This is a genomic window from Sorangium sp. So ce836, assembly GCF_028553905.1.
Taxonomy (GTDB): Bacteria; Myxococcota_A; Polyangia; order Polyangiales; family Polyangiaceae; genus Sorangium; species Sorangium cellulosum_D.
Genome location: NZ_CP102233.1, coordinates 9,963,212 through 9,989,084, shown reverse-complemented (window position 1 = coordinate 9,989,084; position 25,873 = coordinate 9,963,212). Strand labels below are relative to the sequence as shown.

The window sequence follows — 25,873 nt, the reverse complement described above, 5'->3', positions numbered from 1 at the left end:
CTCCACGAAAGCGGGCTGGAAGTCCATCGCTGACCAAAGCGGTTGGAGCTCCAACGCTACCAGGCGGGACTGGTCCAGAAGAGATGGCTTTAGGACGGTCTCATGGATCCGGTTTGTCGTCCACCAGAAATGCTCGACGCGCGGCTATCCTCAAGATCGCTGCCGAGAACAGCCGCTGATCTCTACGCAAAATTGTACAATGGGCGGACGAGCTTGATGTGCTCGGCTTCGGCCGCGAGGGCTCACATGCCTTATCGCGTGGATCTCACGCGCCGCCGCTCGCTCCCGGATCGTATCCGAGGTTCGGCGACAGCCACCGCTCCGCCTCTTCGAGCGTCATCCCCTTGCGCTTCGCGTAGTCCGCGACCTGATCCCTGCCGAGGCGCCCCACCATGAAATACCGCGCCTCGGGGTGCGCCAGGTAGATGCCGCTCACGCTCGCCGCCGGCGTCATCGCGCAGGTGTCGGTCAGCTCGATGCCGACCGAGGGCGCGTCGAGCAGCGCGAACAGCTTGCGCTTCTCGGTGTGATCCGGGCACGCCGGATACCCGAACGCCGGCCGGATCCCCCGGTATCGCTCGGCGACGAGCTCCTCGTTGCTCAGCGCCTCTGCCGCGCCGTATCCCCACGCCTTCCGCGCCCGCTCGTGGAGCAGCTCGGCGAACGCCTCCGCGAGCCGGTCCGCGAGCGCCTTCGCGATGATCGCGCTGTAGTCGTCCTTGTCCTTCTCGTAGGCGCGCACGATCTCATCCAGCCCGATCCCCGCCGTCACCGCGAACGCGCCGACGTGATCGGCGAGCCCGCTCTCCCTCGGCGCCACGAAGTCGGCGAGCGACAGGTACGGCTTCACCCCGCCCACGGCCTTCTCGCCGTCCTCCTCGGCGCCGCCCGCGGCCTTCACCTGCTGCTGCCGGAGCATGTTGAGCCGGAGGAGCTCGCGCGAGCGCGCCTCGTCGCCGTAGAGCACGATGTCCCGCTGCTCGCCGCTCGCTGGCCAGAACCCGTAGACGCCCCGCGCTTTGATCAACGCGCCGTCGATGATCCGCTGCAGCACCTTCTGCGCGTGCTCGAACAGCTCGCGCGCCGCCTCGCCGTACTGCGGGTGCTCCAGGATCTGCGGGAACGGGCCCCTGAGCTCCCACGCCGTGAAGAAGAACGTCCAGTCGATGTACCGCGCGATCTCGGAGAGCGGGACGTCGTCCACCACGCGCCGCCCCGTGAACGACGGCGCCGCGATGTCCTCGGGCCGCCACGCGATCTTGAGCCGCCCCTCGTCCGCCGCGGCGAGCGTCACGAGCGGCTTCGCCCGCTTCCTGGCGAAGAGCTCGCGCAGCTTGGCCTGCTCCTGCCGGTTCTGCGCGTCGAACGCCTGCCGGTTCGTCTGGTCGAGCAGGCTCGACACCACGCCCACGGCCCGCGACGCGTCGAGCACGTGCACCACGGTCCCGCCGTACTCCGGCGCGATCTTCACCGCCGTGTGCTGCCGGCTCGTCGTCGCCCCGCCGATGAGCAGCGGCAGCCGGATGCCACGCCGCTCCATCTCGCGCGCCACGCTGACCATCTCGTCGAGCGACGGCGTGATCAGCCCGCTCAGCCCGATCATGTCGGCCTTCTCGCTCAGCGCGGTCTCGAGGATCCTGTCCTGGGGCACCATCACGCCGAGGTCGATCACCTCGTAGTTGTTGCACCCGAGCACCACGCCCACGATGTTCTTGCCGATGTCGTGCACGTCGCCCTTCACGGTCGCCATCACGACCTTCCCCTGGAACGACGTCCCGCCCCCGGCGGCCTTCTCGGCCTCCATCAACGGCAGGAGGTACGCGACGGCCCGCTTCATCACGCGGGCGCTCTTCACCACCTGCGGGAGGAACATCTTCCCGGCGCCGAACAGCTCGCCGACGATCTTCATCCCGTCCATCAGCGGCCCCTCGATGATGGAGAGGGGCCTCTCGTACTTCTTCCGCGCCTCCTCCACGTCCGCCTCGATGAAGTCGACGAGCCCCTTCACGAGCGCGTGCGACAGCCGCTCCTCGACCGGGCCCTCGCGCCAGGCGAGGTCGAGCTCCTTCTTCTTCCCCTTGCCCTTCACCTGCTCGGCGAACTCGACGAGCCGCTCGGTCGCGTCCGGGCGCCGGTTGAAGATGACGTCCTCCACCCGCTCGAGCAGGTCCTTCGGGATGTCCTCGTAGACCGCGAGCTGCCCCGCGTTCACGATGCCCATGTCCATGCCCGCCCGGATGGCGTGGTACAGGAAGGCCGAGTGCATCGCCTCGCGGACGACGTTGTTCCCGCGGAACGAGAACGACAGGTTCGACACGCCGCCGCTCACGCGCGCCCCCGGGCAGGTCGCCTTGATGAGCCGCGTCGCCTCGATGAAGTTCTTGGCGAAGTCGTTGTGCTCCTCGATGCCGGTCGCGATCGCGAGGATGTTCGGGTCGAAGATGATGTCCTGCGGATCGAAGCCGGCCTCCTCGGTGAGCAGCCTGTACGCGCGCTGGCAGATCGCGACCTTCCGCTCCACCGTCTCGGCCTGGCCGATCTCGTCGAAGGCCATCACCACGACCCCCGCCCCGTAGCGGTGGATGACGCGCGCCTTCTTGAGGAAGTCCTCCGGCCCCTCCTTGAGGCTGATCGAGTTGACGATCCCCTTGCCCTGGATGCACTTGAGCCCCGCCTCGATGACCGACCACTTCGAGCTGTCGATCATGACCGGGATGCGGGCGATCTCGGGCTCGGTGGCGATGAGGTTCAAGAACGTCGTCATCGCCTGCTCGGAGTCGAGCATGCCCTCGTCCATGTTGACGTCGAGGATGTTCGCCCCGCCGCGCACCTGGTCGAGCGCCACCTCCAGCGCGGTCGTGAAGTCGCCCTTCTTGATGAGCTCCATGAACCGGGCCGAGCCGGTCACGTTGGTCCGCTCGCCGATCATCAGGAAGTTCGTGTCGGGCCGGATGACGAGCGTCTCCAGGCCGCTGAAGCGCCCGAAGCCGTCGCGCGCCGTGGGCAGCGGCCGCGGCCTCCGCTCCGCCACCGCCCGGACGATCGCGCGGATGTGGTCCGGCGTCGTCCCGCAGCAGCCGCCGACGACGTTCACGAGGCCGCTCTCCGCGAACTCCGCGAGCAGCCGCGACGTCGTCTCCGGCTGCTCGTCGTACTCGCCGAACGCGTTGGGCAGGCCCGCGTTCGGGTAGCAGCTCACCCGCGCCCGGGCGAGCTTCGCGAGATCCACGAGGTACGGCCGCATGTCGCTGGCGCCGAGGGCGCAGTTGAGGCCGACGCTGAGCGGGCGCGCGTGCTCGATGCTCGTCCAGAACGCGTCGATCGTCTGGCCGGCGAGCGTCCTGCCGCTCCGGTCGGTGATCGTCACGCTGAGCATGATCGGCAGGCGCCGCCCCTTCTCGGCGAAGATCTCCTCCATCGCGACGAGGCACGCCTTCATGTTCAGCGTGTCGAGGAACGTCTCCGCGAGCAGCGCGTCGGCCCCCCCGTCGACGAGCCCGCGCACCTGCTCGGCGAACGCGCGCCGCAGCTCGTCGAAGGTGACGGCGCGGAACGACGGGTCGTTCACGCTCGGCGAGATCGACAGCGTCTTCGGCGTCGGCCCCATCGAGCCCGCGACGAAGCGCGGCTTGTCGGGCGTGCGCGCCGTCCACGCGTCGGCCGCCTTCCGGGCGATCTGGGCCGCGGTGAGGTTGATCTCGTAGGCGAGCGACTCGAGCCGGTAGTCCGCCTGGGCGATCGAGGTGCCCGTGAAGGTGTTCGTCTCGATGATGTCGGCCCCGGCGTCGAGGTACGCGCCGTGGATCTCCGCGATGACGTCCGGCCGCGTCAGCACGAGGAGATCGCTGTTGCCCTTGAGGTCGATCTCGTGGTCGCGGAAGCGCTCGCCGCGGTAGTCGGCCTCGCCCAGGCGGTAGCGCTGGATCATCGTGCCCATCGCGCCGTCGAGGCACAGGATCCGGCTGTCGAGGATCTCTTCGAGGCGCGCGGGGCGTTCGCTTCCGTTCATGGCTCTGCTCTTCTCCTGGGCTTCTTTACCGTGGGTGCTGCGGCCGCGGGGCAGCCGTCCTGCTGGGAGGGCCGCGCGGCCCGGGGCCCTGTCTCCTCGCCCTCGCGGGCCGGCGGGGCGGCCTCGGCCGCGCCCTCCTTGCGGGCGTGGATCGAGATCACCTCGAAGTGCGGCGGGCGCTTCTCGCGCGAGGTCACGTCGCAGGCGTCCACGACGAGGCCCGCGGCCTCGAGCATCGCCCGGAGCTCGCGCGGCTCGAAGCCGAAACGCACGTGGCTGTACGTGACGGCCGCGATCTCGTGCCGGTGCGCCTTCAGCGTCACCCCCGCGAGCGCGCCGCCCGGCCGGAGCACGCGCGCCGCCTCGGCGACGGCGCGGGCGGGCGACCGGGCGAACGTCAGGCAGTTCATCAGCATCACCTGATCGAACGACGCCGCCTCGAACGGCAGCTCGTGCATGTCGCCGCGCGCGAAGCGGACGTTGCCGAGGCGCGCGAGGCGCAGCCGGGCGGCCTCGATCACGGTCTCGCTCGCGTCGAGGCAGGTCATCGCGCGGCACCGCGGCGCGACGAGCTCGGCCAGCGCGCCGTCGCCGGAGGCGATGTCGAGCACGTCGCCGAGGGACATCAGGCCGAGCAGCCCGCGCAGCGACGCCTCCCAGGTCCGCCCCGGCGAGTAGTGCCGCTCCATGCGCCCGGCCACCGAGTCGGCCCAGCTCGCCCCGCCTGCGCGCGCCCGCACGACCTCGCGGACGCGCTCGCGATCCTGCTCGATCAGCGGATCTTCCGTGGTCGCCTCGAGCAGCGCCCAGACCCGCCGCGCCTCCTCGGGCATGGCGCCGTGGCTCATCGCGTAGAAGGACGACGCCCCGTCGCGCCGGTCCTTGACCAGGCCGGCCTCCCGCAGCTTGCCGAGGTGCGTGGAGACCCGGGACTGCGCGAGCTGCGTGACGTCGGTGATCTCGGCGACGCTCAGCTCCTCGCGGCCGAGCAGCGCGAGCAGGCGGACGCGGGTCGGGTCGCTGAGGAGCCGGAGGAGCTCGGTGGTGGCCGTGAGGTCGGGCAACTCGTATCTCTCAATCCGGATGAACGGATGACATCCTGGCGGGCCGGCGGGCGGGCGTCAAGCCTCGCCTGCGGCGGTCGAGGACAGCGGCCCTCAGCTGCGGCCTCACCGGCGCGAAGGGCGGGATCCCCTGGGCGAACGGAGGCCCTGCCTGGACGAGCGGGCGGTCAGGTCGAAGGCGTACCCCGTTCCGGTTGAGGCACTGGCGGACATCGCTCAAGGTGCGTATCTTTGGCTAGCCCTGAGCACCCCACCCCAGGGCACGGCCGGCCGAGCGCACGCGCGGTTCGCCCTCCAGCGGGGCGAGCGTCCCCTCGGGCAGGACCAGCCGTCCCCCGCCGGTCTAAAGAGCACGCAGAGGAGATTCAGGATGATCACGATCACGCAGAAGGCAGCCGAGAAGGTGATGGAGATCGCGACCGCGGAGGAACTGCTGGGGCAGGGGCTGCGCCTGCGCGTCGTGGGCGGCGGATGCGCCGGCTTCTCCTATGACCTGTACTTCGAGGACAAGCCGACCGAGTTCGACGAGGAGTTCGAGGACCGCGGCATCAAGCTCTACATCGACCCGCTCAGCTTCCAGTACCTGGACGGGACCGAGATCGACTACGTGGAAGGCCTCCACGGCTCGGGCTTCAAGTTCAGCAACCCGTCGGTCAAGAGCACCTGCGGTTGCGGCTCCTCGTTCTCCGTCTGATCCCGTCGCTCTCGTCGGTTCCCGTCCGATTCCCGTCCGATTCCCTCGGACCGAGCGCGCTCGCGCCTCTCCTGAGCCTCGCGTCCGTCCTGGCTCGCTCCGCCCGTCGGCGGAGCGGCCGACGTGAGATGCACACGGGCCCCACGCGCGCGTACGCCCGGAGCATCGAGACCTTCCCGGCTCTCTAGCGGCTCCTTTTTGCCCCAGCGCTCGCGCGGGCGAGCCTGAGCCGCGTGCGCCATGGCTTCGCAGCCACGGTGTACAAGCTGCCCGCCCGGGGCGGCATGCCAGCTGCATCGCAGCCTGGGTGGGCTGCTCTCTTCGGAATCTCGAACCAACCACTTCGGCGGCAAGTGCCGGCGAAGCGATCAACGCGATCGAGGTCCGGCTTCGGCCGGCCTCGGCCGCAGGAGCCGAGGTCCGGCGTCGGCCGGCCTCAACAACCGAACCGGGGTCTTCGGACCTCGAAGGAAACCCTGTGCAAACGTCCCGAGATCAGGCCAGCGCGGTTTCGCGCTACATCACGCATGTTCGGCAGATCCCGGAGCTGTCGCGCGAGGAAGAAGTCGAGCTCGCTCGACGGTGGAGGGACCACGGCGACGAGCAGGCCGCAGCCGCGCTCGCGCTCGCGAACCTGAGGCATGTCGTCTCGATCGCGATCAGCTACCGGCGGTACGGGATCCCGCTCGCCGACCTCATCGCCGAGGGGAACTTCGGGATCGTCCACGCGATCCGCAAGTACGACCCTGACCGTGGAAATCGCTTCGTGACCTACGCGGCCTACTGGATCCGGGCGTACATCCTGAACCACGTCATCCACTCCTGGAGCCTGGTCGGCGTGGGCTCGGGCCCGCTGCGCTCGAAGATGTTCTTCCGGCTGCGGCGGGAGCGGGCGCGCATCGCGGGCCTGGTGGGCGAGGGGGAGGAGGGCGATCGGCTCCTGGCCGAGAAGTTCGGCGCGCCCGCGGAGAAGGTGCTGGAGATGGCGCACCGGCTGGAGGCCCGGGACGTCTCGCTCGACACGAAGGTGTTCGAGGACGGCGCCCGGTCGCTGGTCGACACCCTGCCGGCGGACGACCAGGACCAGGAGGAGCGCTTCTCCCGCGCCGAGGAGGGGGCGCTGCTCCGCGAGCGGCTGACGCAGGCCGTGGAGAACCTCGACCCGCGCGAGCGGTACATCGTCGAGACCCGGATGATGGCCGACCCGGAGGAGGAGCTGTCGCTCGCCGAGATCGGCCGCCGCCTCGGGGTGTCGCGCGAGCGGGCTCGGCAGCTGGAGGCGCGCGCGAAGAAGAAGCTGCGCGACCGCCTGCAGCCCCTGGCGGCGTAGCGCCTTGCCACAGGTGAGCGGCGGGCGAGCACAAAAGCACGGAGCCCCGCCGGGGCGGGGCTCCGTGGTCGCAGGGGACGTAAGCCGAGTTCTGTTGCGCGGGGGGTCGCCCCCCTCGCGCTGGCGATCATTCCTCTAGGACGCGCGTCGCCGCGCGCCTCAAGCAGCCAACCCGGAGGCCTGGGGCGGGCAGCCCTTGCCGTGACGGCGGTCGCCGCCGCGGACGCCTCCCTACGCGGCCTTGCTCCAGGTGGGGTTTGCCGTGCCGCCCTTGTTGCCAAGGGCGCGGTGGGCTCTTACCCCGCCGTTTCACCCTTGCCGCGCGGCGCGCCGGCGGAGGCTCGGAGCGCAGCCCGTCCGGGCAGGAGGCTCCTCGCCCTCGCGAGGCGCGCGGCGCGGCGGTCTGTTCTCTGTGGCACTTTCCTCGAGATCGCTCTCACCGGGCGTTACCCGGCACCCTGCCCTGCGGAGCTCGGACTTTCCTCCCGCGACCGGGTTCCCCCGGCCGCCGGCGATCGCCTGTCCCGCTGCGACGCGGCGAACATAGTCAAGGGACGTCCAGACGCCAATACCTCCGCGCCGGTCACGTCCCGGGCAGCGCGGAGCGGGCCTCTGTCGCGGCCCGCTGTGGCAGCTGTGGCAATTTGCTATCGGCTCATCGAGTCATCGAGGCGCCGCAGGCCTCGCCTCGACGGCATCGCGACGCGGGGCGATCAGGTGCGGCGGAGCTTCTGCGCCATCTGCGCACCCAGCTCGGCCGAGCGGTTCGACGCGGCCTCGACCGCGTCGATCAAGGTGCGCCGGAGCCCGCCGGCCTCCAGCGTGTGGAGCCCTGCGATCGCCGTGCCGCCGGGGCTCGTCACCATGTCCTTCAGGCGCCCGGGGTGCTCGCCGGTCTCGAGCTGCAGCTTGGCGGCGCCGTACACGGTCTGCGCCGCGAGCAGCAGCGCCGCGTCGCGGCCGAGGCCGACCTTCACGCCGCCGTCGGCCAGCGCCTCGATCATCAGCATGACGTACGCGGGGCCGCTGCCCGACAGGCCGGTCACCGCGTCGAGCAGCGACTCGTCGAGCACGACCACGCGGCCGACCGCCTGGAACAGGGCCCGCGCGATCTCGACGTCGTCGCCCGTGGCGTGGCTCCCGGCGGCGATCGCCGTGGCGCCGGCCAGCGCGATCGCGGCGGTGTTCGGCATGCTGCGGATGACGCGCGCGCCCTCCGGCAGGCGCGCCTCGATCGCGTCGATCGGCACGCCGGCCGCCACCGAGATGACGACGTCCGCGCGGCCGAGCCCCGACGAGATGGGCGCGAGGATCCGATCGACGATCTGCGGCTTGACGGCGATGACGAGCACGTCGGCCCACTGGCAGAGCGCCTCGTTGTCGTCGGTGGTGTCGATGCCGTACCGCGCGTGGAGGAACGAGAGCCGATCGCTCTTGAGATCGCTCGCCCTGATCTGCTCGGCGCCCACGGCGCCGCCCTGGATCAGGCCTCGGATGAGCGCCTCCGCCATGTTCCCGCCGCCAAGAAACCCGATCTTGCGCCCTCGCAGCCGGCCGTCGTCGCTCCCCATCGCCCTCGCTCGCCTCCAGGAGCGCGCACCCTAGCAGCCTTGCCGAGCCCGCGGCTCAAATCTCGACGGACACCGTCGCCGGCGCGGCGTGCCGCCGGGGACGGGCGTGCTGGCGCGCGGCGCCCGCCCGGCCCGGCGCGCGGCGAGCGCCCTTGTCAGCGGACCTCGTGGGGCTATTTGTGCGGCGGAATGAACGCAGTCGGTCCCCTGTTCGCCGAACGCAGGACGGGACCTTTCGACTGCCCGACGGAGATTCCATGATTCAAGCGGTTTCCTATCGCTCTCGCGCCTCGGCCCTGGCGCTGCTCTCGATGGCGGCGCTGGCGTTCGGCGGGTGCGGCCAGCAGGCTCACGCCACGCCCCCTTCCACCCAGGCCGCCGCCGCCGCGCCGCCCTCTGCGGCGCCGCCGCCCGTCTCGACCGTGACGCTCCCGCCGGCGCCGGTGCCGGCCACCTTCGACGTCGCGGCGCTGTCCGAGCGGGTCAAGCCGATGGTCGTCAACATCACGACGACGCACGAGTCCCGCGGTCCCGAGGGGCTCGACCCCTTCGAGTTCTTCTTCGGCCCGCCCGGCGGCGGCCGGCTCAACCCGCGGGGCGGCCCGCGGCCGACGCAGACGGCGCTCGGGACCGGCTTCATCATCGATCCGAGCGGCTACGTCGTGACGAACGAGCACGTCATCCACGAGGCCTCCGGCGTGCGCGTCCGGCTCGCCGACGAGCGGGAGTTCGAGGCCGAGGTCGTCGGCCGCGATCCCAAGCTCGATCTGGCGCTCCTTCGCCTGAAGGGCGCGACCGGCTTGCCCGTGGCGCCGCTCGGCGACAGCGAGCAGCTGCGGGTCGGCGAGCACGTGCTCGCGGTCGGCAACCCGTTCGGGCTCGGCCACACGGTCACGCTCGGCATCGTCAGCGCGAAGGCGCGCGCGATCGGCGCGGGGCCGTACGACGACTTCATCCAGACCGACGCCTCGATCAACCCGGGCAACAGCGGCGGGCCGCTGTTCAACTGGCGGGGCGAGGTCGTGGGCATCAACACGGCGATCCGGGCGGGCGCGAACGGCATCGGCTTCGCGATCCCGATCGACGCGCTGAAGGACGTGCTCCCGCAGCTCCGCGAGAAGGGCTTCGTCGAGCGCGGCAAGCTCGGCCTGCTGTTCCAGCCCGTCACGCGCGAGCTCGCCGCGGCGCTCCAGCTGGACGCGCCGAAGGGCGCGCTCGTCGCCGATGTCGAGCCGGGCGGGGCGGCCGCGCGCGCCGGCATCAAGCCGGGCGACGTGATCGTCGACGTGAACGGCACCCCGATCCTCCACGCCGAGGAGCTGCGGCGCAACGTCGCGCGCAACGCGCCCGGCTCGGAGATCGAGGTGACCGTGGTGCGCGGCCAGAAGCGGCAGGAGCTCCGGGCCAAGCTGGACGCGCTCCAGGACGAGGAGGGCGACGCGCAGGGCCGCGCGCGGCCGGGCCAGGGCGCGCGCCCCGAGCGGCAGCAGAGCGCCGAGCAGCTCGGCATCCACGTCTCGGACGTGGCCGGCGGCGGCGTGCGGGTCGACGGGTTCGCGCAGGGCGTCGACGCCCAGGAGCTCCAGGTGGGCGACGTGATCCTCGAGGTGAACGGCGCCCCGATCAAGAACGTCGCCGGCCTCCGCGCCACCATCGGCAAGGCCAAGGCGGGGTCGACGGCGCTCCTCAAGGTGCGGCGCGGGAAGGTCGTCCAGTTCGCGGCCGTGCGCATCCCCGCGCGCTGATCCCGCGGCGCGGCCGGCGCGCGCCGCTCCGCGCCGGCCCTCCCCGCATCACCCCGCGCCTCGCCGCCGGCCGGCGGCCTCCTCTCCTCCCTCCGACACGCTCGCAGGCGGGGCGCCCCCGGGCGCGCTGGCGGGCGAGGCGCCGGCGGCGCGCGCCGCCTCGAGCGCTCGCTTCTCCGCCTCCGTCTCCTCCACGCGCGCCTCGAGCACGTCGGTGCCGAGGTAGCGGAAGACATAGATGCCCCCCACGAACATGCAGAGGAACAGGGTGAGCACCCGCCACAGGACGACGTACGGCACCACGAACGCGCCCTCGACCCAGGGCGACATGAGCGCGTTCGAGCCGAGCTCGGCGACGCCGCTCGCGCCGGGCGTGGGGCTCATGTAGAGCGCGAAGTTGAGCACCGTCTGCGTCAGGATGATCTGCATGATCGGCGGGCCCACCGAGACGAAGGTCGCGGGCGTCGTCGGGATGCCGAGCCCGAGCAGGATGAAGTAGGCGACGGCGAACCGCGAGCAGAAGAAGCCGAACGTGAGCAGCAGCGCGGCGGCGTACGCGCGCTTGCCGCGGCGCATGTAGATGCGGAAGCCCTTGTGGAACTCGTCCACGCTGTGCAAGACGCGCGCGGTCGTGGCGTGGGGCGCGGCGAGCGCGGCGTCGGCGCGGGCCCGCAGCCGGGGCACGCGCCGGGCGACCCGCAGCGCGGCGCGCAGGAGCCCCCCGAGCGGCACCGACAGCGCGCGGACGATCGCCTTGAGCAGCGGCGGGTACGCCGCCGCGAAGATCAGCGCGACGAGCGCCGAGCCGAACATGGTGATGGTGAAGAAGAGCAGCCACTCGATCTGCGGGCCCCCGTGCAAGACAAGCATCCCGTTCTGCCGCAGCGCGAAGATGGCGACGGCCGAGAGGAGGAAGAACGAGACCGTGCACGAGGCGGTGAGCAGCTCCGCCGTGGCCACGTCGACGAGCCGCATGCCCCCGTGGACGAGCACGGCGGCCTGCGACGGCGCGGCGCCGGCCTGCCCCGGGGTCACGCCGGCGCAGAACATCAGCACGAACTCCGAGGTCACAGCGGTGCGCACGCGGAGCCCGGGCCAGAGCACGCGCCCGAGGACCCAGATCCTGAGGCCTCCGAACACGCCCTCTTGCAGGGCCAGCACGGCGCCGACGAGCAGCCAGCCCGGCCGCACGTGCGCGAGCCCGGCGGCGAGGCTCTCCTGCTTGTCGTGGATCTCGCTGTAGAGCACGTACGCGAACGACGCGAGCGTGAGCGTGACGATGACCTGGATGCCTCGGATCAGGGTGGCGCGGTTCATACGGGGGCGCGCAGCCGGGGTGATCGCATGCGCATGCCCCTATACCCTGTCGCCGGCGCCCGCGACCGTCATGCGGCGCTGCTCCCGGCGCGAGGCGCGCCGCGGAGCGGGCCCGGCCACACGACGCGCGCGCCGGTGCGAACCACGCTTCGCGGACGCGTCTTCGCTCCTCCAGCGCGCCGCGCGCCGTCGTTCGTCGTCGGCGCGAAGCGTGGCTGTCGCGCGCGCCCCGCGCCTCTCCAGTCGAGGCTCGGGCGGGGAAGATGTCTATTGCGTCGCCGAGGATGGCTCGCAATGCTGGCCGCCTCATGGCGGCACGTAAGATCGCTATCTGCACCGGCGGCGGCGACGCGCCCGGGCTCAACGCTGTGATCCGCGCGGCCACGCTCGGCGCGATCGAGCGCGGCTGGGAGGTCTGGGGGATCCGGCAGGGCTACCGCGGGTTGCTCGACGACTCGCCGGACGGGCTCATCCGGCTGGACCGCGAGCGTGTGCGGGGCATCGCGCACCTCGGGGGCACCATCCTGGGCACCGCGAACCGCGGCGACCCGTTCCACTACCCGACGCCGGGCGAGCACGGGCTCGTGCCGCGGGATCGGTCCGAGGATCTCGTGCGGCGGTTCCGCGCGCTGGGGTTCGACGCGCTCATCTCCGTGGGCGGCGACGGCTCGATGCGGATCGCGCACGAGCTCCTCCAGCGCGGTCTGCCCCTCGTCATCGGCGTGCCGAAGACGATCGACAACGACGTGTGCTGCACGGACATCACGTTCGGCTTCGACACGGCCGTGTCCATCGCGACCGAGGCGCTCGATCGGCTCCACACCACCACCGAGGCGCACGAGCGGATCATGGTCGTCGAGGTGATGGGGCGGCACGCGGGCTGGATCGCGCTCAACGCCGGGATGGCCGGGGGCGCCGACGTCATCCTGATGCCGGAGATCCCGTTCCGGTACGAGCCGATCGCCGAGAAGATCCGCCTCCGGGAGTCGCGCGGGCGGCGCTTCTCCATCGTGGTGGCGGCGGAGGGGGCGTACTCGCAGGGGGGAGAGCTGATCATCAAGGACGCGGGCGACGCGTTCCGTCGCACCGCCGTCCTCGGGGGCGTGGCCGAGCGCGTCGCCAAGGAGCTCGCCGCCCGGACGGGCAAGGAGGCGCGCTCGATGGTGCTCGGCCACCTGCAGCGCGGCGGGGGGCCCACGACGGCGGACCGCTTGCTCGCGCTCCGCTTCGGCGCGGCCGCGGCGCGCTGCCTCGTCGAGGACTGCGGGAGCGGGATGGTCGCGCTGCGGGCGAACCGGATCGAGCTGGTCCCCCTCGACGAGGTCGCGGGAAAGACGAAGACGGTGCCCCTCGACTCGGACACGGTCGTCACGGCCCGCGAGATGGGCCTGTGCTTCGGCGACGAGCCGGCCGGCCACTTCGCCCCGCCCTGACCCGCGGGGGCGCGGGTGGGCTGCTGTCGGCCGTCGGCCCGGCAGCAGCCATGGCGGGGCTGTCCAGGTTCGCCCTCGTCCGGCGCTTCGCGCAGCGCGTCGTCGGCCGGACGGCCTGAGCGAGGCAACCAGCCTCGTGTTTGACACTCGTCGAAGGGGGCCGATATCTTGGGTTCCCCTCCGAACCCGCGCACACCCGGAACATGACGAAAGTCCTCGTATTTGAGAGCGATCCGGCGTTCGCCGGGGAGCTCCGCACGGAACTCGGCCGCCTCGGCTGCACCGTTCAGGTCGTCGACGACGGCAACGTCGGCCTGCAGGCCGCCGCGGCGGATCGCCCCGACCTCATCCTCCTGTCGATCGAGCTGCCGCGCATGAACGGCTTCTCGGTCTGCAACAAGCTCAAGAAGGACGTGCAGCTCAAGGACGTCCCGCTCGTCATCATGTCGAGCGAGTCGAGCGAGGAGACGTTCGAGCAGCACCGCAAGCTCAGGACGCGCGCGGAGGACTACATCCACAAGCCGATCGCGTTCGGCGAGCTCCTCGAGCACATCCGCAACTACGTCCCGCTCGACGGCGACGAGGCCGAGGCCGATCCGATCATGATCGACGAGGCCGAGGTGCTCGAGGCCGACATCGACGAGGACTCGGGGGATCCCACGATCATCACGGCGGCGGTGTCCTCGAACGGCACGCCCGCGAGCGCCGCGCCGCCGCCGCCCGCCGCGCCGAGGCCGCCGTCCGCCGCGCCGCCGCCGCCGCCGCCGCCGAGGCCGCCGTCCGCCGCGCCGCCGCCGCCGCCGGCCCCGCCGAGGCCGCCGTCCGTCGCGCCGCGGCCGCCGTCCGCCGCGCCGCCGCCGCCCGCCGCCGTCGCGCAGGATCGCGCGCGGGCGACAGGGCCGACGAAGCCGCCGCAGGCGCCCGCGGTGAGGTCGGATTCCGGCAAGTCGGACGAGGACATCGAGGAGTTCATCGGCGGCGCGTTCACCCGGTTGATCCGCGACGAGGAGGAGGAGCGGACCGACGTCAGGCCCTCGGTCGCGCCGTCGACGCGCACGCCCTCGGTCGCGCCGTCGACGCGCACGCCCTCGGCCGCGCCGTCCGCGCGGACGCCGACGTCCACCAGCACGCCCTTGCCGGCCTCGGCGCCGCCGCCGGTGAGCTCGTCGCCCGTGGCCGCCTACCGCGCGCCCGTCTCCGATCGCGGCGGCGCCTACCGCGCGCCTGTCTCCGAGCGCGGCGGCGCCTACCGCGCCCCCGTCTCCGAGCGCGGCAGGATGACCCCCGCGCCGCCGGCGCCGCGATCCGACGCCGACGCGGGCGAGATCGAGCGCCTGCGCGCCGAGCTGGACAGGTCCAAGGACGAGATCGTCCGCCTCACGAAGGAGGTGGCCGCCGCGCGCGCCACGTCGCTCCGCCTCGAGGGCGAGCTCTCCTCGACGAGCGACAGCAGCCAGGAGGCGGCCCGCCTGCGGCGCGAGCTCGAGGAGCTCAGGGCGAAGGCCGCGACCGGCGGCAGCGGCATCAGGCCCGGCGGCGTGTCGAGCCGCGAGTTCCTCGATCTTCGCGAGGCGCTGAACAAGAAGGACAAGGAGATCCTCGCGCTCCGCGACCAGATGTCGCGCAAGGACAAGGAGCTCCTGGAGCTCCGGGATCAGGCGCTGTCGCTCGAGCGGGAGAAGGCCGACCAGGTCGACAGGATCCTGGAGCTCGAGCGCGCGAGCGAGGACCTCGACGCGCAGGTGGCGTCGCTGCGCGCCGACAAGGAGCTCGCCGCGAAGCGCGCCGACGACTTCAGGGCGCGCGCCGAGAAGCTGCAGGCGCAGATCGCCGGCCGCGACGCGGATCTGTCGGCGGCCCGGCAAGCGCTGATGGACGCGGAGGCCGCGCACACGGAGGCGCTGCGCTCCGCGGCGGACGAGAGGGCGCAGGCGATCGCCGCCGTGGAGGCGTCGGCGCGGCGCGAGCTCGAGGAGAGCGCGCAGGCGGAGCGGGAGCGCTTCGAGCAGGCGGCCGCGGCGCACCGGGCGGAGGTCGAGCGGCTGAGCGCCGAGCACGCCGCCCGCGCGGAGCAGCAGGCCGCCGAGCACCGCGCGGCCGCCGACAGGATGGCCGGCGAGCACGCCGCGGCCATCGACAAGCTGGCCGGCGAGCACGCGGCGGCGCTCGAGCGAGCGAGGGCCGAGCACGCGGCGGCGGCGGACGGCCTGAGGGCGGAGCACGCGGCAGCCATGGACGGCCTGAGGGCGGAGCACGCCGCCGCCGTCGATCGGCTCAGGGCCGATCATGCCGCGGCGATGGATGGCCTGAGAGCGGAGCACGCCGCGGCGCTGGATCGGCAGCGGGCGGAGCACGACGCGGCGGTCGCGACGTCGCAGCGCGAGCACGAGGCCGCCGTCGAGGCGCTCCGGCGCGAGCACGCGGGCGAGGCGGAGCGGCGCGACCGGGAGCACGCCGCGGCGCTGGACGCGGCGCGCGCCGAGCACGCCGCCGCCGTCGAGCGGATGGGCGCGGAGCACGCGGCAGCGCTGCAGGCGGCGCGGGCCGAGCAGGTCGCCGCCCTCGAGCGGCAGCAGGGCGAGCACGCGACCGCCATCGAGGCGCTGCGGGGCGAGCACGCGGCCGCCGTCGAGGCGCTGCGGGGCGAGCACGCGACCGCGCTGGAGGCGCTGCGGGGCGAGCACGCGGCGACCGTCGAGGCGCTGCGGCGCGAGCACGCGGACGACAGGGAGCGGCGCGATCGCGAGCACGCGGGCGCGCTGGAGGCGCTGCGGGGCGAGCACGCGCGCGCCGTCGAGGGGCAGGCGAACGAGCACGCGCGGGCGCTCGAGGCGGCGCGAGACGACTTCGCGGCGCGGCTCGCGGCGCGAGAGCGCGAGCTCGTCGAGGAGCGCGAGCAGGCCGTGCGCGCCGCCGAGCAGGCGCATGCGGCGCGGGTGGCCGACCTCGAGGCGCGCGCCGCCGAGCGGCAGGCGCAGATCGAGGCGGCGCACGCGCAGGCGCTCGCCGATCTCCACGAGGCGCAAAGGACCGAGATCGCCGTGCGCGAGGCCGCGTGGGCGGCGCAGAAGCACGAGCTGGACGAGAACGCCCGCGGGCTCTCCACCGAGCTCGGGCAGGCGCGCAACCAGGTGGCGCACCTCGAGTCCCGGGCGCACGATCTGGAGCAGCAGCTGGAGCAGCGCGCGGGCGAGCTCTCCGCCCGCACCGGGGAGCGCGATCGCCTGCAGGGCGAGCTCGCCGAGCGGGCGCGCGACGTCGAGGCGCTCCAGGGCCGGCTCTCCGAGGCCGAGCAGCGGGAGAGCGAGCTCGGCGCGCAGCTCTCGCATCGGACCGAGGAGCGCGACACCCTGAGGGTGCAGGGCGAGCAGCTCGCCGAGCAGCTCGCCGTCGAGCGGGCCCGCCTGCAGAAGGCGCGCTCGAAATGGGGCGAGGACCGCGCCTCGCTGGAGCGCGCGCGGGAGGCGCTCGCCGTCGCGCTGTCGCAGATCGAGGAGAACGACGCGCTGTCGGTCGAGTGAGCCGGCGGCGCTCGCTGGCGGGGGCGGCGCGCGGGGCGATCAGCGCGAGAGTGCGGCCGCCCCGAACGCCTCGGGCAGGAGCGCTGCCAGCGAGGTGAGCCGGGGCGGCGCGCCGCCGCCGGCGGCGATGAGGCGGATCGGGAGATCGGCGGCGAACTCGGCGAGGGTCTGCCGGCACATGCCGCACGGGCTGCCGAGGACGGGCCCGCTGGTGGCGACGGTGAGCGCGATCGGATCGCGCTCGCCGGCCGCGACCATCTGCACGATGGCCGAGCGCTCGGCGCAGATGGCGAGCCCGTACGAGGCGTTCTCGACGTTGCAGCCGGCGAACACGCGGCCCGATCGCACGAGGATCGCCGCGCCCACCCAGTAGCCCGAGTACGGCGCGTGCGCGCGCTCCCGGACGGCGAGCGCCGCCCGGTCGAGCGCGTCCCAGTCGATCGCCGGCGCCGCCTCGGCCGCGGCGGCCGGTTCGCCGGGGTCCTGCGGGGCGCGGCTCACGACGCCGCGCTCCCGGCCGCAGCCTCGGCGCCGACGCGGCGGACCCACGCCGAGAGCAGCGCCGTGAACCGGGCGCGCGTCCTCCGGGCGGTCTCCTCGACCTCCTTGTGATCGAGCTCGCGCTGGGTCAGGCCCGCCGCGAGGTTCGTGATGCACGAGATCGCCGCGGCCGGCACGCCCATGTGCCGGAGCGCGATGATCTCCGGGACGGTGCTCATCCCGACCGCGTCTGCCCCGAGCGTGCGCAGCATCCGGATCTCGGCCGGCGTCTCGTACGTCGGGCCGAGCAGCCCGGCGTAGACGCCCTCGCGCAGCTGGACGCCGGCGTCGCCCGCGGCCGCCCGCGCGAGCTCGAGCAGCCGGGGATCGTGCGCGTACGTCATGTCGGGGAAGCGCTTGCCGAGCGCGTCGTCGTTCGGCCCGACGAGCGGGTTCGTCCCCATCAGGTTCAGGTGATCGATGAGCAGCATGAGATCGCCGGCGGCGAAGCCGGGGTGGATGCCGCCGGCCGCGTTCGTCAGGAGCACGGCGCGGCAGCCGAGCCGCGCGAGCACGCGCACGCCGAACACGGCCTTCGCCGGCGGGTGCCCCTCGTAGAGGTGCGCGCGGCCCTGCAGGCAGGCGACCGGCACGTCCCCGACGCGCCCGGCGCAGAGAAAGCCGGCGTGCCCCTCGACGGCTGGCCGGGGCATGCCGGGGATCTCGGCGTAGGGGACCTTCACGAGCCCGGAGAGCTCGTCGCCCCAGCCCCCGAGCCCTGAGCCCAGCACCACACCGACGGTCGGAAGTGCAGGAATTCGTTGGTGAATGACGCGTGCGGCTTCGTCGAGCTCGGCCAGGAGGGTCATCGCGACAAGCTACCCCAGGGCGACGCAAAGGTTAAACGTCGCAGGGTAAACGTCGCAGATGCACGACGACATCGCCCGTGATAGGGTCGCCGCCCTTTCGGGGCAAGTGACGACGATGGGCACCAAGATCGAAGATTTCTTGAAGGAAAAGAAGATCGACCCCCGCCGCATCATCGCGGCGTCGGTCAAGATCGAGCGGCTGCAGCCGGAGGATCGGGCGATCCGCCTGACCAAGCGGCTGGCGCGCGGCAGCGAGGACGCCGCGAAGAAGAAGGAGGCCGCCGGCGCCAAGAAGCCGCGCAGCGGCCGCCCGGTGACCGACCGCACGCTGAGCGCCGCGTTGCAGGGCAAGCCGATCAGCGGCCCCGCGAAGACGCGCGTGCTGCGCGCGGTCAACCGCATCCTGGAGCAGAAGAAGCAGGAGAAGGTCGAGCTGTCGGCGCTCTTCGACCTGCCGAAGAAGGGTGGCGCCGCGGCGGAAGGCGCCGAGGCCGCGGGCTGATCCCACCGGACGGCCCGGACCCCTACGGCTCTTTCCGCCGCCCGGCTTGAGCGCACGTCGGCCCTAGGCCGAAGCGGGCTCAAGCCGGGCACCTTTTTGTCGGTCGGGGCCTGACGCCGGCCGCTATGCGCGCTCGCGACGGCGGGAGCCCAGCTCGAACAGGTCGGCGGCCACGAGGGCCACGGTCAGCGACACGGCGATGATGATCATGCGCTGGAAGGTCGCGCCAATGTGCCCGGAGGAACAACTTTTGTGCGTTTCCGGGCGCCATTGCGGGCCTGGGGAGGCGCCGCGCGAGGCCACGCCGCGGCCTGAATGATCCGGCTGCCGGGCGCATCAGAGGCCTTGTGCATACCGTGGCGGTCGAGACGGGGGCGTTCTGGGCGCACCTCTCGCGGTCGTTCTTGTTCCCGCTCACCTGGGGTGCGCCGAGCGGCCGCGCCGACGAGCTGCCCGCGCGGGAGGCCGAGGGCGCGCGCGTGGCGCTCGATGTGACGTCCGCTGGCGACGACCTCTCTCGCCGTCCGGAGCCGGTCGCCTCGCCATCGAGCTCCATGAGCGCCGAAGGGGCGGATAGGCTTCCGCCCGTGACCGAGCCCGACGACGTGGGCGAGTGGATCCGCCGCTTCCAGAGCGGAGACCCCACGGCTTTCGCCGAGATCTTCCGCCGCTATCGCCGCGACGTCGCGCGGCTCGTCTTCCGGATGCTCGGGCCGTCCGCCGACGCCGAGGACGTCATCCAGGAGGTGTTCATCCAGGTGCACCGGAGCCTGGGGGACTTCCGGGGGCAGTCGAAGTTCACGACGTGGCTCCACCGGGTGACGGTCAACGCCGTGCTGATGGCCCGGCGCGCGGCGCGCTCCCGGCCGGTGTTCTCGGGCGAGCCCAGCGTCGAGCTCGAGGTCGACCGCGGCATGCTCCCGGACGAGGACGCCGCCCGCGCCCGCAGGATTGACGCATTCCGTCGCGTGCTGGAGCGCCTCCCCGAGAAGAAGCGGGTCGTCTACGTCCTCCACGAGCTCGAGGGGATCGCGCCGACCGAGATCGCGGAGATCGTCGGCGCGCCGGTCCTGACCGTCCGGACGCGCCTGTTCTATGCGCGCCGCGAGATCGAGGCGATGATGCGCGCCGAGCCCGCGCTCGCCCAGCTCGCCTCCGAGCTGGCCGAGGGCGGCGCGGACAAGGCGGACGGCGCAGGTCCGGAGGCGGCGCGCGCTCGGGTTTCGGTGGGAGGCGGCGGGTATCCCGCGGCGGATGGATCGGCTGTCGACGCGGAGGACATGTGAGCGGCGCAAAGCAGTACGAGCGGGCACGGGAGCACATGGAGCGGCTGCTCCGCGCCGAGGAGCCTCCGGAGCCCCGCTGGGACGCGATCGAGCGCGAGCTGTTCGCGCGCATCGAGCGGCCCGCTCCGCCGCGCCGCGCCGCTCCGCCGCGGCGGTCGCCGCTCGGGCGCGCGCTCGCGTTCGCGGCGGCCGCGGCGGCCATCGCGTTCGCGGTGCTCGCGGCCGGGCGCTCCGCCCCGCCCGTCGTGGCGACGTCGACGCCGCCGCGCGCCCGCGACCTCGCGGACGTGCCGAGGGCCGCCGGGGCGGCCGACGATCTCGATTTTCGCGCCCTCCGGCCGGGCGACGCCGTCGAGTCCGCCGCCCACGCGATCTCCTTCGCCGACGTCGGCTCGGTGCGCTGGACGCTGCTGCCGAACAGCCGCGCCGTGGTGCGCGCCGTCGGCGCGGCGGGGGTCGGCCACGTGATCGCGCTCGAGCGTGGCTCGGTGCGGGCCGACGTCGTCACGCGCGCGCCCGAGGAGGGCCTCGTCGAGGCGTTCGCCGTCGAGGTGGACGGCACCCGCGTCGCGGTGCACGGCACGCTCTTCACGGTGACCCGCCTCGCGGATCGCGTGGAGGTCGACGTGGAGCACGGCACCGTCGCGGTCGGTCCCGCGGCGTACCGCGGCGCGACCACCGCGCACCTGCTCGTCGGTCCGTCGCGCGGCACCTTCTCGCTCGACGGCGGCCGCGAGGCGCGCCTCCTCCAGCGCCCGGCGCCGGAGGGCAACGCCGCGCCGGAGGGCAGCGCCGCGCCGGAGGGCAGCGCCGCGCCGGAGGACGGCGCGCCCGCCGCCTCGCCGACGGAGCCGGCGCGTCCACCCGCGCCGCCCCGGCCCACCGCCGGCGCGACCGCCGGCGTGCGCCCGCCGAGCGGCGCCGCCGCGGCCCGTGGGGTGGTCGCTCCTGTGGAGGAGCCCGCCGCAGCATCCGCCGCCCGTGCGATGGTCGCTCCTGTGGAGGAGCCCGCCGCAGCGTCCGCCGCGCCCGCCTCGGCGGTCGCCGAGCCGCCTCCCGCGCCGGCGATCGAGCCGGCGGCCGCGGCGCCGGTCGCCGAGGCTCAGGCGACGCCTCCCCCGCCGGCGTTGACGCCGGCGTCCGTGCAGTCGCAGCTGTCGAGCTGTTTCGCGCGCGAGACGGCGAGCGGCCCGTCCCTGGTCCGCAAGTCGATCGTCTCGACGCTGCGCATCTCCGTGCGCCCGGACGGCAGCGTCGCCGCCATGCGCTTCGACCCGCCGCTCCGGCCCGCGCTGCAGGCGTGCGCCGAGGGCCTCTACCAGGGGCGCTTCGCGGGGGGCCCGATGCAGCTCGCCATCCCCTTCATCCTCGAGGACTGAGCGCAGCCGCGGCGGGGAGCGCGGCGCGGCCGCCGCGCGGAGGCTCAGAGCGAGCCGAGGAGCTGCGTGAGCGCGTAGGTCTCCCGCGCACCCATCACCCCGAACTGCACCCCCATCCCCTCGGGGGTGGTCCAGCGCACGACCGACGGGATCGCGGCGGCCTGCTTCAGGCCCTCCAGCGACAGCAGCACCTCGATGCTCGCTCCGAAGGGAGCCGGCGAGGTGGTCTCGATGAACATCCCGCCGAGGCTGATGTCGCGGCATATCGCATCGATGCGCGGGCCGTCGCCGATCCGGAACGCGATCGAGAGCTCGATGGGCTTGCGCGGGTGCTTGCGGTGATCTCGCACGTTCCTCGCTGGTTCGGTGCGCGGCGCTGGAGGTCGCCGCGTGGGGTATTCTGAGGCGCAGAGGAGACGATCAATGTCGCGAGCCGAGAGCGCCTCTGTCAAGCGCCGGGAGCCGCGCTCGGCCCCGTCGACCCGTGGCCCGGCCGGTGGGCTTCTTCGTCGTCTTCGTCGTCTTCGATTTCTTCCCGCGCGCGGGACCGAGGAGCGCGCGGCGGAGCGCCGCGGCTTGCGGCGGCACCTCGAAGGCTGGGAGCCGGGGCTCGTGGCCGTCTTCATCGCGGGCTGCGCGGCGATCCTCGCGGTGCCGCGCGCGGTCGAGCCCGCCGAGCTGCCGCTGCCGCTCGCCGACGCGCGGGCCCTCGCGCGGGTGCGGGACGCGGACATCGCCCGCGCCCGCGAGGCCGAGCAGCTCGGGCTCGACGCCGAGGTGCGCGCGCTCGGCTCCGCCATCCGCGCGTTCGGGATCGTCGACGCCGACGCGGATCACACCGAGGCGGAGCTCCTCGCCGCCCGCAAGCGCGTGCTCGAGGCCGTCGGCCCCGCGCTCGCCCAGGGGGACGAGGCGGTGCTCCGGCTGCGCGCCTACCAGATGAGCTCGTTCGTCCGCGAGGTGCGCCGCTTCGAGGCGACCGGCGAGGCGTCCGACGAGCTCCGCGAGCTCGGCGGCAACTTCCCCGGGCTGCTCCGCCGCAACGCGTGGCTGAGGGCAGGGGCCGCGGGGTCGCGCGGCGGCGACGAGGCGCGCCGCGTCGCCCTGGATCGCGCCGCGCTCGGGGCGCTGTTCAAGAAGCGCTGGGACGCGATCGTGGGCCTGCGGCGCGCGCCGTTCGGGGTGGCGCTCGACGAGGAGCGCGCGCTGTACAAGTTCCTGCTGTCGCACCCGCTCAGCGGGAGGAGCGCGCAGGAGCTCGCGGCGCCTCCCGCCGCGGACGCGGCGGCGCTCCTCGATTCGCAGGCGAGCGATCCGGGGCCGCGCTCGCCCGCGGCGGCGCTCCGGGCAGCGGACGCGCAGCGCGCCGAGGAGCACTACCGCCTGAAGAAGATCGACGAGCTCGCCGCGCTCGATCCGGCGTATCCCAGGCACCTCGCCCGCGGCATCACCCTGTACCGGCTGGGGAAGTTCATGCAGTCGGCGGACGCGTTCCGCAGCCACCTGGACCAGCACCCCGACGGGGCGTACACGCTGCGGGCGCAGAACTACCTGCGCGCGGCGCTGGAGCGCGCGAACGAAGATCGGTTTTAGTCAGCGCGGCGCTCTTTCCGCTCGGCGAGCGCGCGCTGGGCAGCGCGTCGAGCTCGCCGCGCCGTCACGGGCCCCTGCGCATCCCGCCGGGCCGGTACGGGCGCCCGCTGATCCCCTTGGCGGGGTTGCCCTGCCCGCCGCGCCCCCGGCGCGTCTCCATCTCGTTCATGATCCCTTGCATGGCCGAGGCCTGCAGGAACCGGCGAGCGGCCGGAAACACCTCCTGCTCCTCGCAGGTCACGTGGCGATGGTACGCGGCGCGCAGGTCCTCGATGAGCTGGGGGAGCTTCTCCAGCGCCTCGGCGCCGCCGTCTCGCTCGATCGCGGCGCGCAGCTCGTTGATCGCGCGCTGATGCGCCTTGTGCTCCTGCCGGAGGCGCTCGAGCGTCGGCGCGATGGCCTCCAGCACCGCGAGCCGCGGGAACAGCGAGCGCTCCTCGTCCTCGTGGTGCCGGCTCATCGATCGCTCGAAGTAGGCCACCACGCCGGAGAGGCCCTCGAGCGCGCCGGCCCGCCCGCGGGCATCGCCGAGCGCCCGCGCGGCGCGCGCGAGGTCGTTCAGGTTCTCTTCCAGGCTCCGGTGAGCGGAGGCGAGCTTCTCGAGCGGATCGTTCCGGTCATCGGACATCAATCGATGATCGAACAAGAGCGCGCACGCGTGGAAGTCATTTTCTCTCCGCGCATGCGGTTTCGCGCGCCGCGCGCCGACCATCCGACCCCCTCGCCACCTGCCCGGCGCGGGGACGACATCCCACCTTGAAGGAAGGATCTCGCCGCGGACGCAGCCCGCGCCGCTACGGGAGGCTCGCGTTGCGGGGCAGCTCGATCCGCAGCTCGGGGGCCAGCATCTCGCGCGCGAGGTGCACCTCGAGCAGGTCGATGACGGGGCTCTTCGACACCGCCCGGAGCCGCTCGTCCGCGCCCGCGTCGCCGGCCGCCTTCTTGGCCATGGCCGTGTAAAATTGCGCCTCGACGCGCTGCGCTGCGTTCTGGGCGAGCTTGCCGAGATCCGCGTCGCTGATCCTGCCGTTCGCCCACGCCGCGAGCTTTCCTGTCCAGGACGCGCGGCTCACCGCGCTGTCCAGCGCGCGGCCCGCGGTGCCGTCCGTCGCGACGCCGAGGGAGCGCTCCAGCAGGAGGACCCAGAGCCCGCCGTAGACGAGATCCTCCTCGTCCAGGTTCGCCTCGAGGCCGCGCTTCAGCGCCCGCCGCGCGGCGGGGAGATCGCGCTCGACGAGCGCGCGCCCCACGGCGTCGAGCATCGTGGCGCCGAGCTGCGGCGGCTCGGCGGCCACCAGGGCGAACGCCCGCTCGTAGGCCCGGGTCGCGCCCTTCTCGTCGCCGTAGCCGTCGAGGATGCGCGCGAGCAGCCGCTCCGTCCGCGCCTTGGCGCCGGGATCCCGCGCGCGCTGCCGGGCGTCGAGCGCGGCGGTGAGCGCCGCGTCGAGCGACTCCTTGGCGCGGTCCTGCGTGCCGGCCTCGCGGTGGAGCTCGAAGGCGAGCAGGTGCGCCTGGATGACCTCGAGCGGCGCGGTGCGCGCGTCCGGCGCGCCCAGCGCCCGCCGCACGTCCTCCAGCGCGGCCTGGAGCTCGCCGGACTGCCGCTCGGCCATCGCGAGCAGCGTGAGCCCGTTGACCGTCGGCTCGGCCGCCGTCGCCGCGCGGAGCAGCGGCAGCGCGCCGGCGAGGTTGCCGGCGCGCAGCTCGAGCGACGCCATGAGGGACCGGACGCGCGCGCCCGACGGATCCAGCGCGGCGCCGCCGCGCGCCGCCCGGTCGGCGAGCACGAGCAGCGGCCCCGCGGCGTTGTAGGTGCGCCGCGCGGCCTCGAAGTCGTCGTTCGACGCCTCCTCCGAGAGCGCGCTCAGCACGAGCCCCAGCGCGGACCCGAGCGCGCCGGCGCTCGGCCGGTCGCCGAGCGCGCCGGCCAGGAGGAGCGGCGTCACTTCCGACATGCCGAGGCGGATCATCACCTGCGAGAGCAGCGTGGCGCTGTCGTAGCTCTGCGGGTCGCGCCGGTAGGCCTCCAGGGCCGTGCCCCAGATCGCCCCGTCGAGCAGGTCCTGCAGCATCCCGGTCTCGGCGTCGCGCTCCTGCGTGTCGTGGTTGGCGAAGGCCGCCGCGAGCGCCTGCCACGAGACCGCGTCGCCGTCGGACGCCGCCGCCTGGATCCGCTCGTACAGGCCGGGCGGGATCACCCGGCGCGCGCTCGTGCGGTCGATCTGCTCGAGCGCGCCCTTCGCGTCCCCGTAGCGCAGGAACAGCGCGGCCATGCTCGCGCCGCCCGACTCCAGCGCGCGCGCCGCCTCGACCGCCTCCTCGCGCTCCGGCCGCTTCCCCCCTTGCCGGTACTCGATGTTGAACTCGATCGCGCGGTCGATCCACGCCGCGGTGGCGGCGGCCGCGCGCTGGATCGCCTCCGGGCGGCTGTCGAGGAGCGCGCGCGTCACGGACGCGCGCTGCTCCATGCCGAGCTGCTCGAGCGGCCCGCCGGTGCGCGTGTCCTTCATCCAGCGATCGAGCGCGGTGAGGTGCTCGTCGACCTCGGCGCGGGCCCGGCTGCCGGCCGGCAGCGCGGCGGCGCGGAGCTCCATGAGCGCCCGCACCCGCCCCTCGTCGCCGCGGGGGCTCAGCCGCTCGATCGCGCCGGCGAGGGCGCGCTCGCCCACGGCGTCGATCATCTCGGCGTGGCCCTCGCCGGGACGGACCAGGTAGAGCGCGCCGCGGACGCTGTCGACGCCCCGGTCGGCCCGCCCGGCGTGGAAGCGCGCCGCGGCGTGCGCGAGCTGCCGGCGGACCACGCCGATGAGCAGGCCCGTGCGCTGCGGGCTCTGCTTGCCGTCGCGCACGATCGTGTAGAGGCTGGCGGAGAAATCGGCGTCGCGGACCTCGACGGGGGCGGCGCGGCCTTCGGCGCCGGGCGGCCCCTTCGCCCCCGGCGTGCCGGAGGCTGCGCAGGCGAGGGGAGAGAGCGCGAGGGCGAGCGCGGCGAGGCCCCGGGCGAGACGGCGCCGGGGGGGCAGGGTCGGCAGCGACATTGCGGGGCAGTGTACACGGGCACAGCGTGCGCGCACCCCCGG

Annotated in this window: 18 protein-coding genes and 1 other RNA gene; 9 read left to right on the top strand and 10 right to left on the bottom strand. The window is 73.6% G+C overall.

The features are described 5' to 3' along the window. Positions 1-265: 265 nt before the first annotated feature. Together metH and NQZ70_RS36160 are read right to left on the bottom strand one after the other, a co-directional pair. A complete protein-coding gene (gene metH / locus NQZ70_RS36165) occupies positions 266-4,009 on the bottom strand; it encodes a methionine synthase (RefSeq protein WP_129578297.1) in 3,744 nt (1,247 codons plus the stop codon). Next, positions 4,006-5,073, bottom strand: a complete 1,068-nt coding sequence (locus tag NQZ70_RS36160) for a metalloregulator ArsR/SmtB family transcription factor (protein ID WP_129578296.1) — start codon at positions 5,071-5,073, stop codon at positions 4,006-4,008. The genes metH and NQZ70_RS36160 overlap by 4 nt, the downstream gene beginning before the upstream one ends. A gap of 370 nt (positions 5,074-5,443) precedes the next feature. On the opposite strand from NQZ70_RS36160, the gene erpA reads away from it, so the two are divergent. After that, the gene (gene erpA, locus NQZ70_RS36155) at positions 5,444-5,767 is read left to right on the top strand and encodes an iron-sulfur cluster insertion protein ErpA (protein ID WP_012238498.1); all 324 of its coding nucleotides are present in this window, start codon (positions 5,444-5,446) and stop codon (positions 5,765-5,767) included. Positions 5,768-6,245: 478 nt separating this feature from the next. Next, positions 6,246-7,097, top strand: a complete 852-nt coding sequence (locus NQZ70_RS36150) for an RNA polymerase sigma factor RpoD/SigA (RefSeq protein ID WP_012238497.1) — start codon at positions 6,246-6,248, stop codon at positions 7,095-7,097. 66 nt (positions 7,098-7,163) lie between these two features. Here the strand turns inward: NQZ70_RS36150 and rnpB are convergent. After that, an RNA gene (gene rnpB / locus NQZ70_RS36145) (RNase P RNA component class A) lies at positions 7,164-7,628 on the bottom strand. A gap of 182 nt (positions 7,629-7,810) precedes the next feature. Then, positions 7,811-8,668, bottom strand: coding sequence for a pyrroline-5-carboxylate reductase (gene proC / locus NQZ70_RS36140; RefSeq protein WP_129578295.1), 858 nt, complete (start codon positions 8,666-8,668; stop codon positions 7,811-7,813). Positions 8,669-8,925: 257 nt separating this feature from the next. On the opposite strand from proC, the gene NQZ70_RS36135 reads away from it, so the two are divergent. Beyond that, positions 8,926-10,413: a Do family serine endopeptidase gene (locus tag NQZ70_RS36135; protein WP_129578294.1), complete on the top strand. Its 1,488-nt coding sequence runs from the start codon at positions 8,926-8,928 to the stop codon at positions 10,411-10,413. A 48-nt stretch (positions 10,414-10,461) separates the two neighbouring features. Here NQZ70_RS36135 and NQZ70_RS36130 read toward each other — a convergent pair whose 3' ends face one another. Next, on the bottom strand, positions 10,462-11,730 hold the full coding sequence (locus tag NQZ70_RS36130; RefSeq protein WP_129578293.1) for a lysylphosphatidylglycerol synthase transmembrane domain-containing protein: 1,269 nt from the start codon (positions 11,728-11,730) through the stop codon (positions 10,462-10,464). A gap of 308 nt (positions 11,731-12,038) precedes the next feature. Between NQZ70_RS36130 and NQZ70_RS36125 the strand changes: the two genes are divergently transcribed. Together NQZ70_RS36125 and NQZ70_RS36120 are read left to right on the top strand one after the other, a co-directional pair. After that, positions 12,039-13,163, top strand: coding sequence for a 6-phosphofructokinase (locus NQZ70_RS36125; RefSeq protein WP_237244351.1), 1,125 nt, complete (start codon positions 12,039-12,041; stop codon positions 13,161-13,163). Positions 13,164-13,366: 203 nt separating this feature from the next. Further along, a complete protein-coding gene (locus tag NQZ70_RS36120) occupies positions 13,367-16,684 on the top strand; it encodes a response regulator (protein ID WP_129578291.1) in 3,318 nt (1,105 codons plus the stop codon). Between the two features lie 39 nt (positions 16,685-16,723). On the opposite strand, the gene NQZ70_RS36115 is transcribed toward NQZ70_RS36120, so the two are convergent. Both NQZ70_RS36115 and NQZ70_RS36110 read right to left on the bottom strand, forming a co-directional pair. Beyond that, positions 16,724-17,185 (bottom strand): cytidine deaminase, encoded by a 462-nt coding sequence (locus NQZ70_RS36115; RefSeq protein WP_237244350.1) that lies wholly within the window; start codon positions 17,183-17,185, stop codon positions 16,724-16,726. Further along, positions 17,182-18,033, bottom strand: a complete 852-nt coding sequence (locus tag NQZ70_RS36110) for a purine-nucleoside phosphorylase (protein ID WP_129578289.1) — start codon at positions 18,031-18,033, stop codon at positions 17,182-17,184. Before NQZ70_RS36110 ends, NQZ70_RS36115 begins: the two co-directional genes overlap by 4 nt. Before the next feature lie 115 nt (positions 18,034-18,148). Here NQZ70_RS36110 and NQZ70_RS36105 point away from each other — a divergent pair, with 115 nt between their 5' ends. The 3 genes from NQZ70_RS36105 to NQZ70_RS36095 all read left to right on the top strand — a co-directional run bounded on the left by NQZ70_RS36105 (position 18,149) and on the right by NQZ70_RS36095 (position 21,200). Further along, entirely contained in the window at positions 18,149-18,535 is a 387-nt protein-coding gene (locus NQZ70_RS36105) for a hypothetical protein (RefSeq protein ID WP_272826359.1), read from the top strand. 347 nt (positions 18,536-18,882) lie between these two features. Continuing rightward, positions 18,883-19,821: an RNA polymerase sigma factor gene (locus NQZ70_RS36100; protein ID WP_129578287.1), complete on the top strand. Its 939-nt coding sequence runs from the start codon at positions 18,883-18,885 to the stop codon at positions 19,819-19,821. Next, complete coding sequence (locus NQZ70_RS36095; RefSeq protein ID WP_129578286.1) at positions 19,818-21,200, top strand: FecR domain-containing protein; 1,383 nt, start codon at positions 19,818-19,820, stop codon at positions 21,198-21,200. Before NQZ70_RS36100 ends, NQZ70_RS36095 begins: the two co-directional genes overlap by 4 nt. 44 nt (positions 21,201-21,244) lie before the next feature. Here NQZ70_RS36095 and NQZ70_RS36090 read toward each other — a convergent pair whose 3' ends face one another. Continuing rightward, positions 21,245-21,550, bottom strand: coding sequence for a PilZ domain-containing protein (locus tag NQZ70_RS36090; RefSeq protein WP_020738867.1), 306 nt, complete (start codon positions 21,548-21,550; stop codon positions 21,245-21,247). A gap of 226 nt (positions 21,551-21,776) precedes the next feature. On the opposite strand from NQZ70_RS36090, the gene NQZ70_RS36085 reads away from it, so the two are divergent. Next, on the top strand, positions 21,777-22,793 hold the full coding sequence (locus tag NQZ70_RS36085; RefSeq protein WP_237244349.1) for a hypothetical protein: 1,017 nt from the start codon (positions 21,777-21,779) through the stop codon (positions 22,791-22,793). Positions 22,794-22,857: 64 nt separating this feature from the next. Here NQZ70_RS36085 and NQZ70_RS36080 read toward each other — a convergent pair whose 3' ends face one another. Together NQZ70_RS36080 and NQZ70_RS36075 are read right to left on the bottom strand one after the other, a co-directional pair. Continuing rightward, positions 22,858-23,421: a hemerythrin domain-containing protein gene (locus NQZ70_RS36080; protein WP_237244348.1), complete on the bottom strand. Its 564-nt coding sequence runs from the start codon at positions 23,419-23,421 to the stop codon at positions 22,858-22,860. Between the two features lie 166 nt (positions 23,422-23,587). Further along, positions 23,588-25,831 (bottom strand): hypothetical protein, encoded by a 2,244-nt coding sequence (locus NQZ70_RS36075; protein ID WP_129578283.1) that lies wholly within the window; start codon positions 25,829-25,831, stop codon positions 23,588-23,590. Positions 25,832-25,873: the final 42 nt, after the last annotated feature.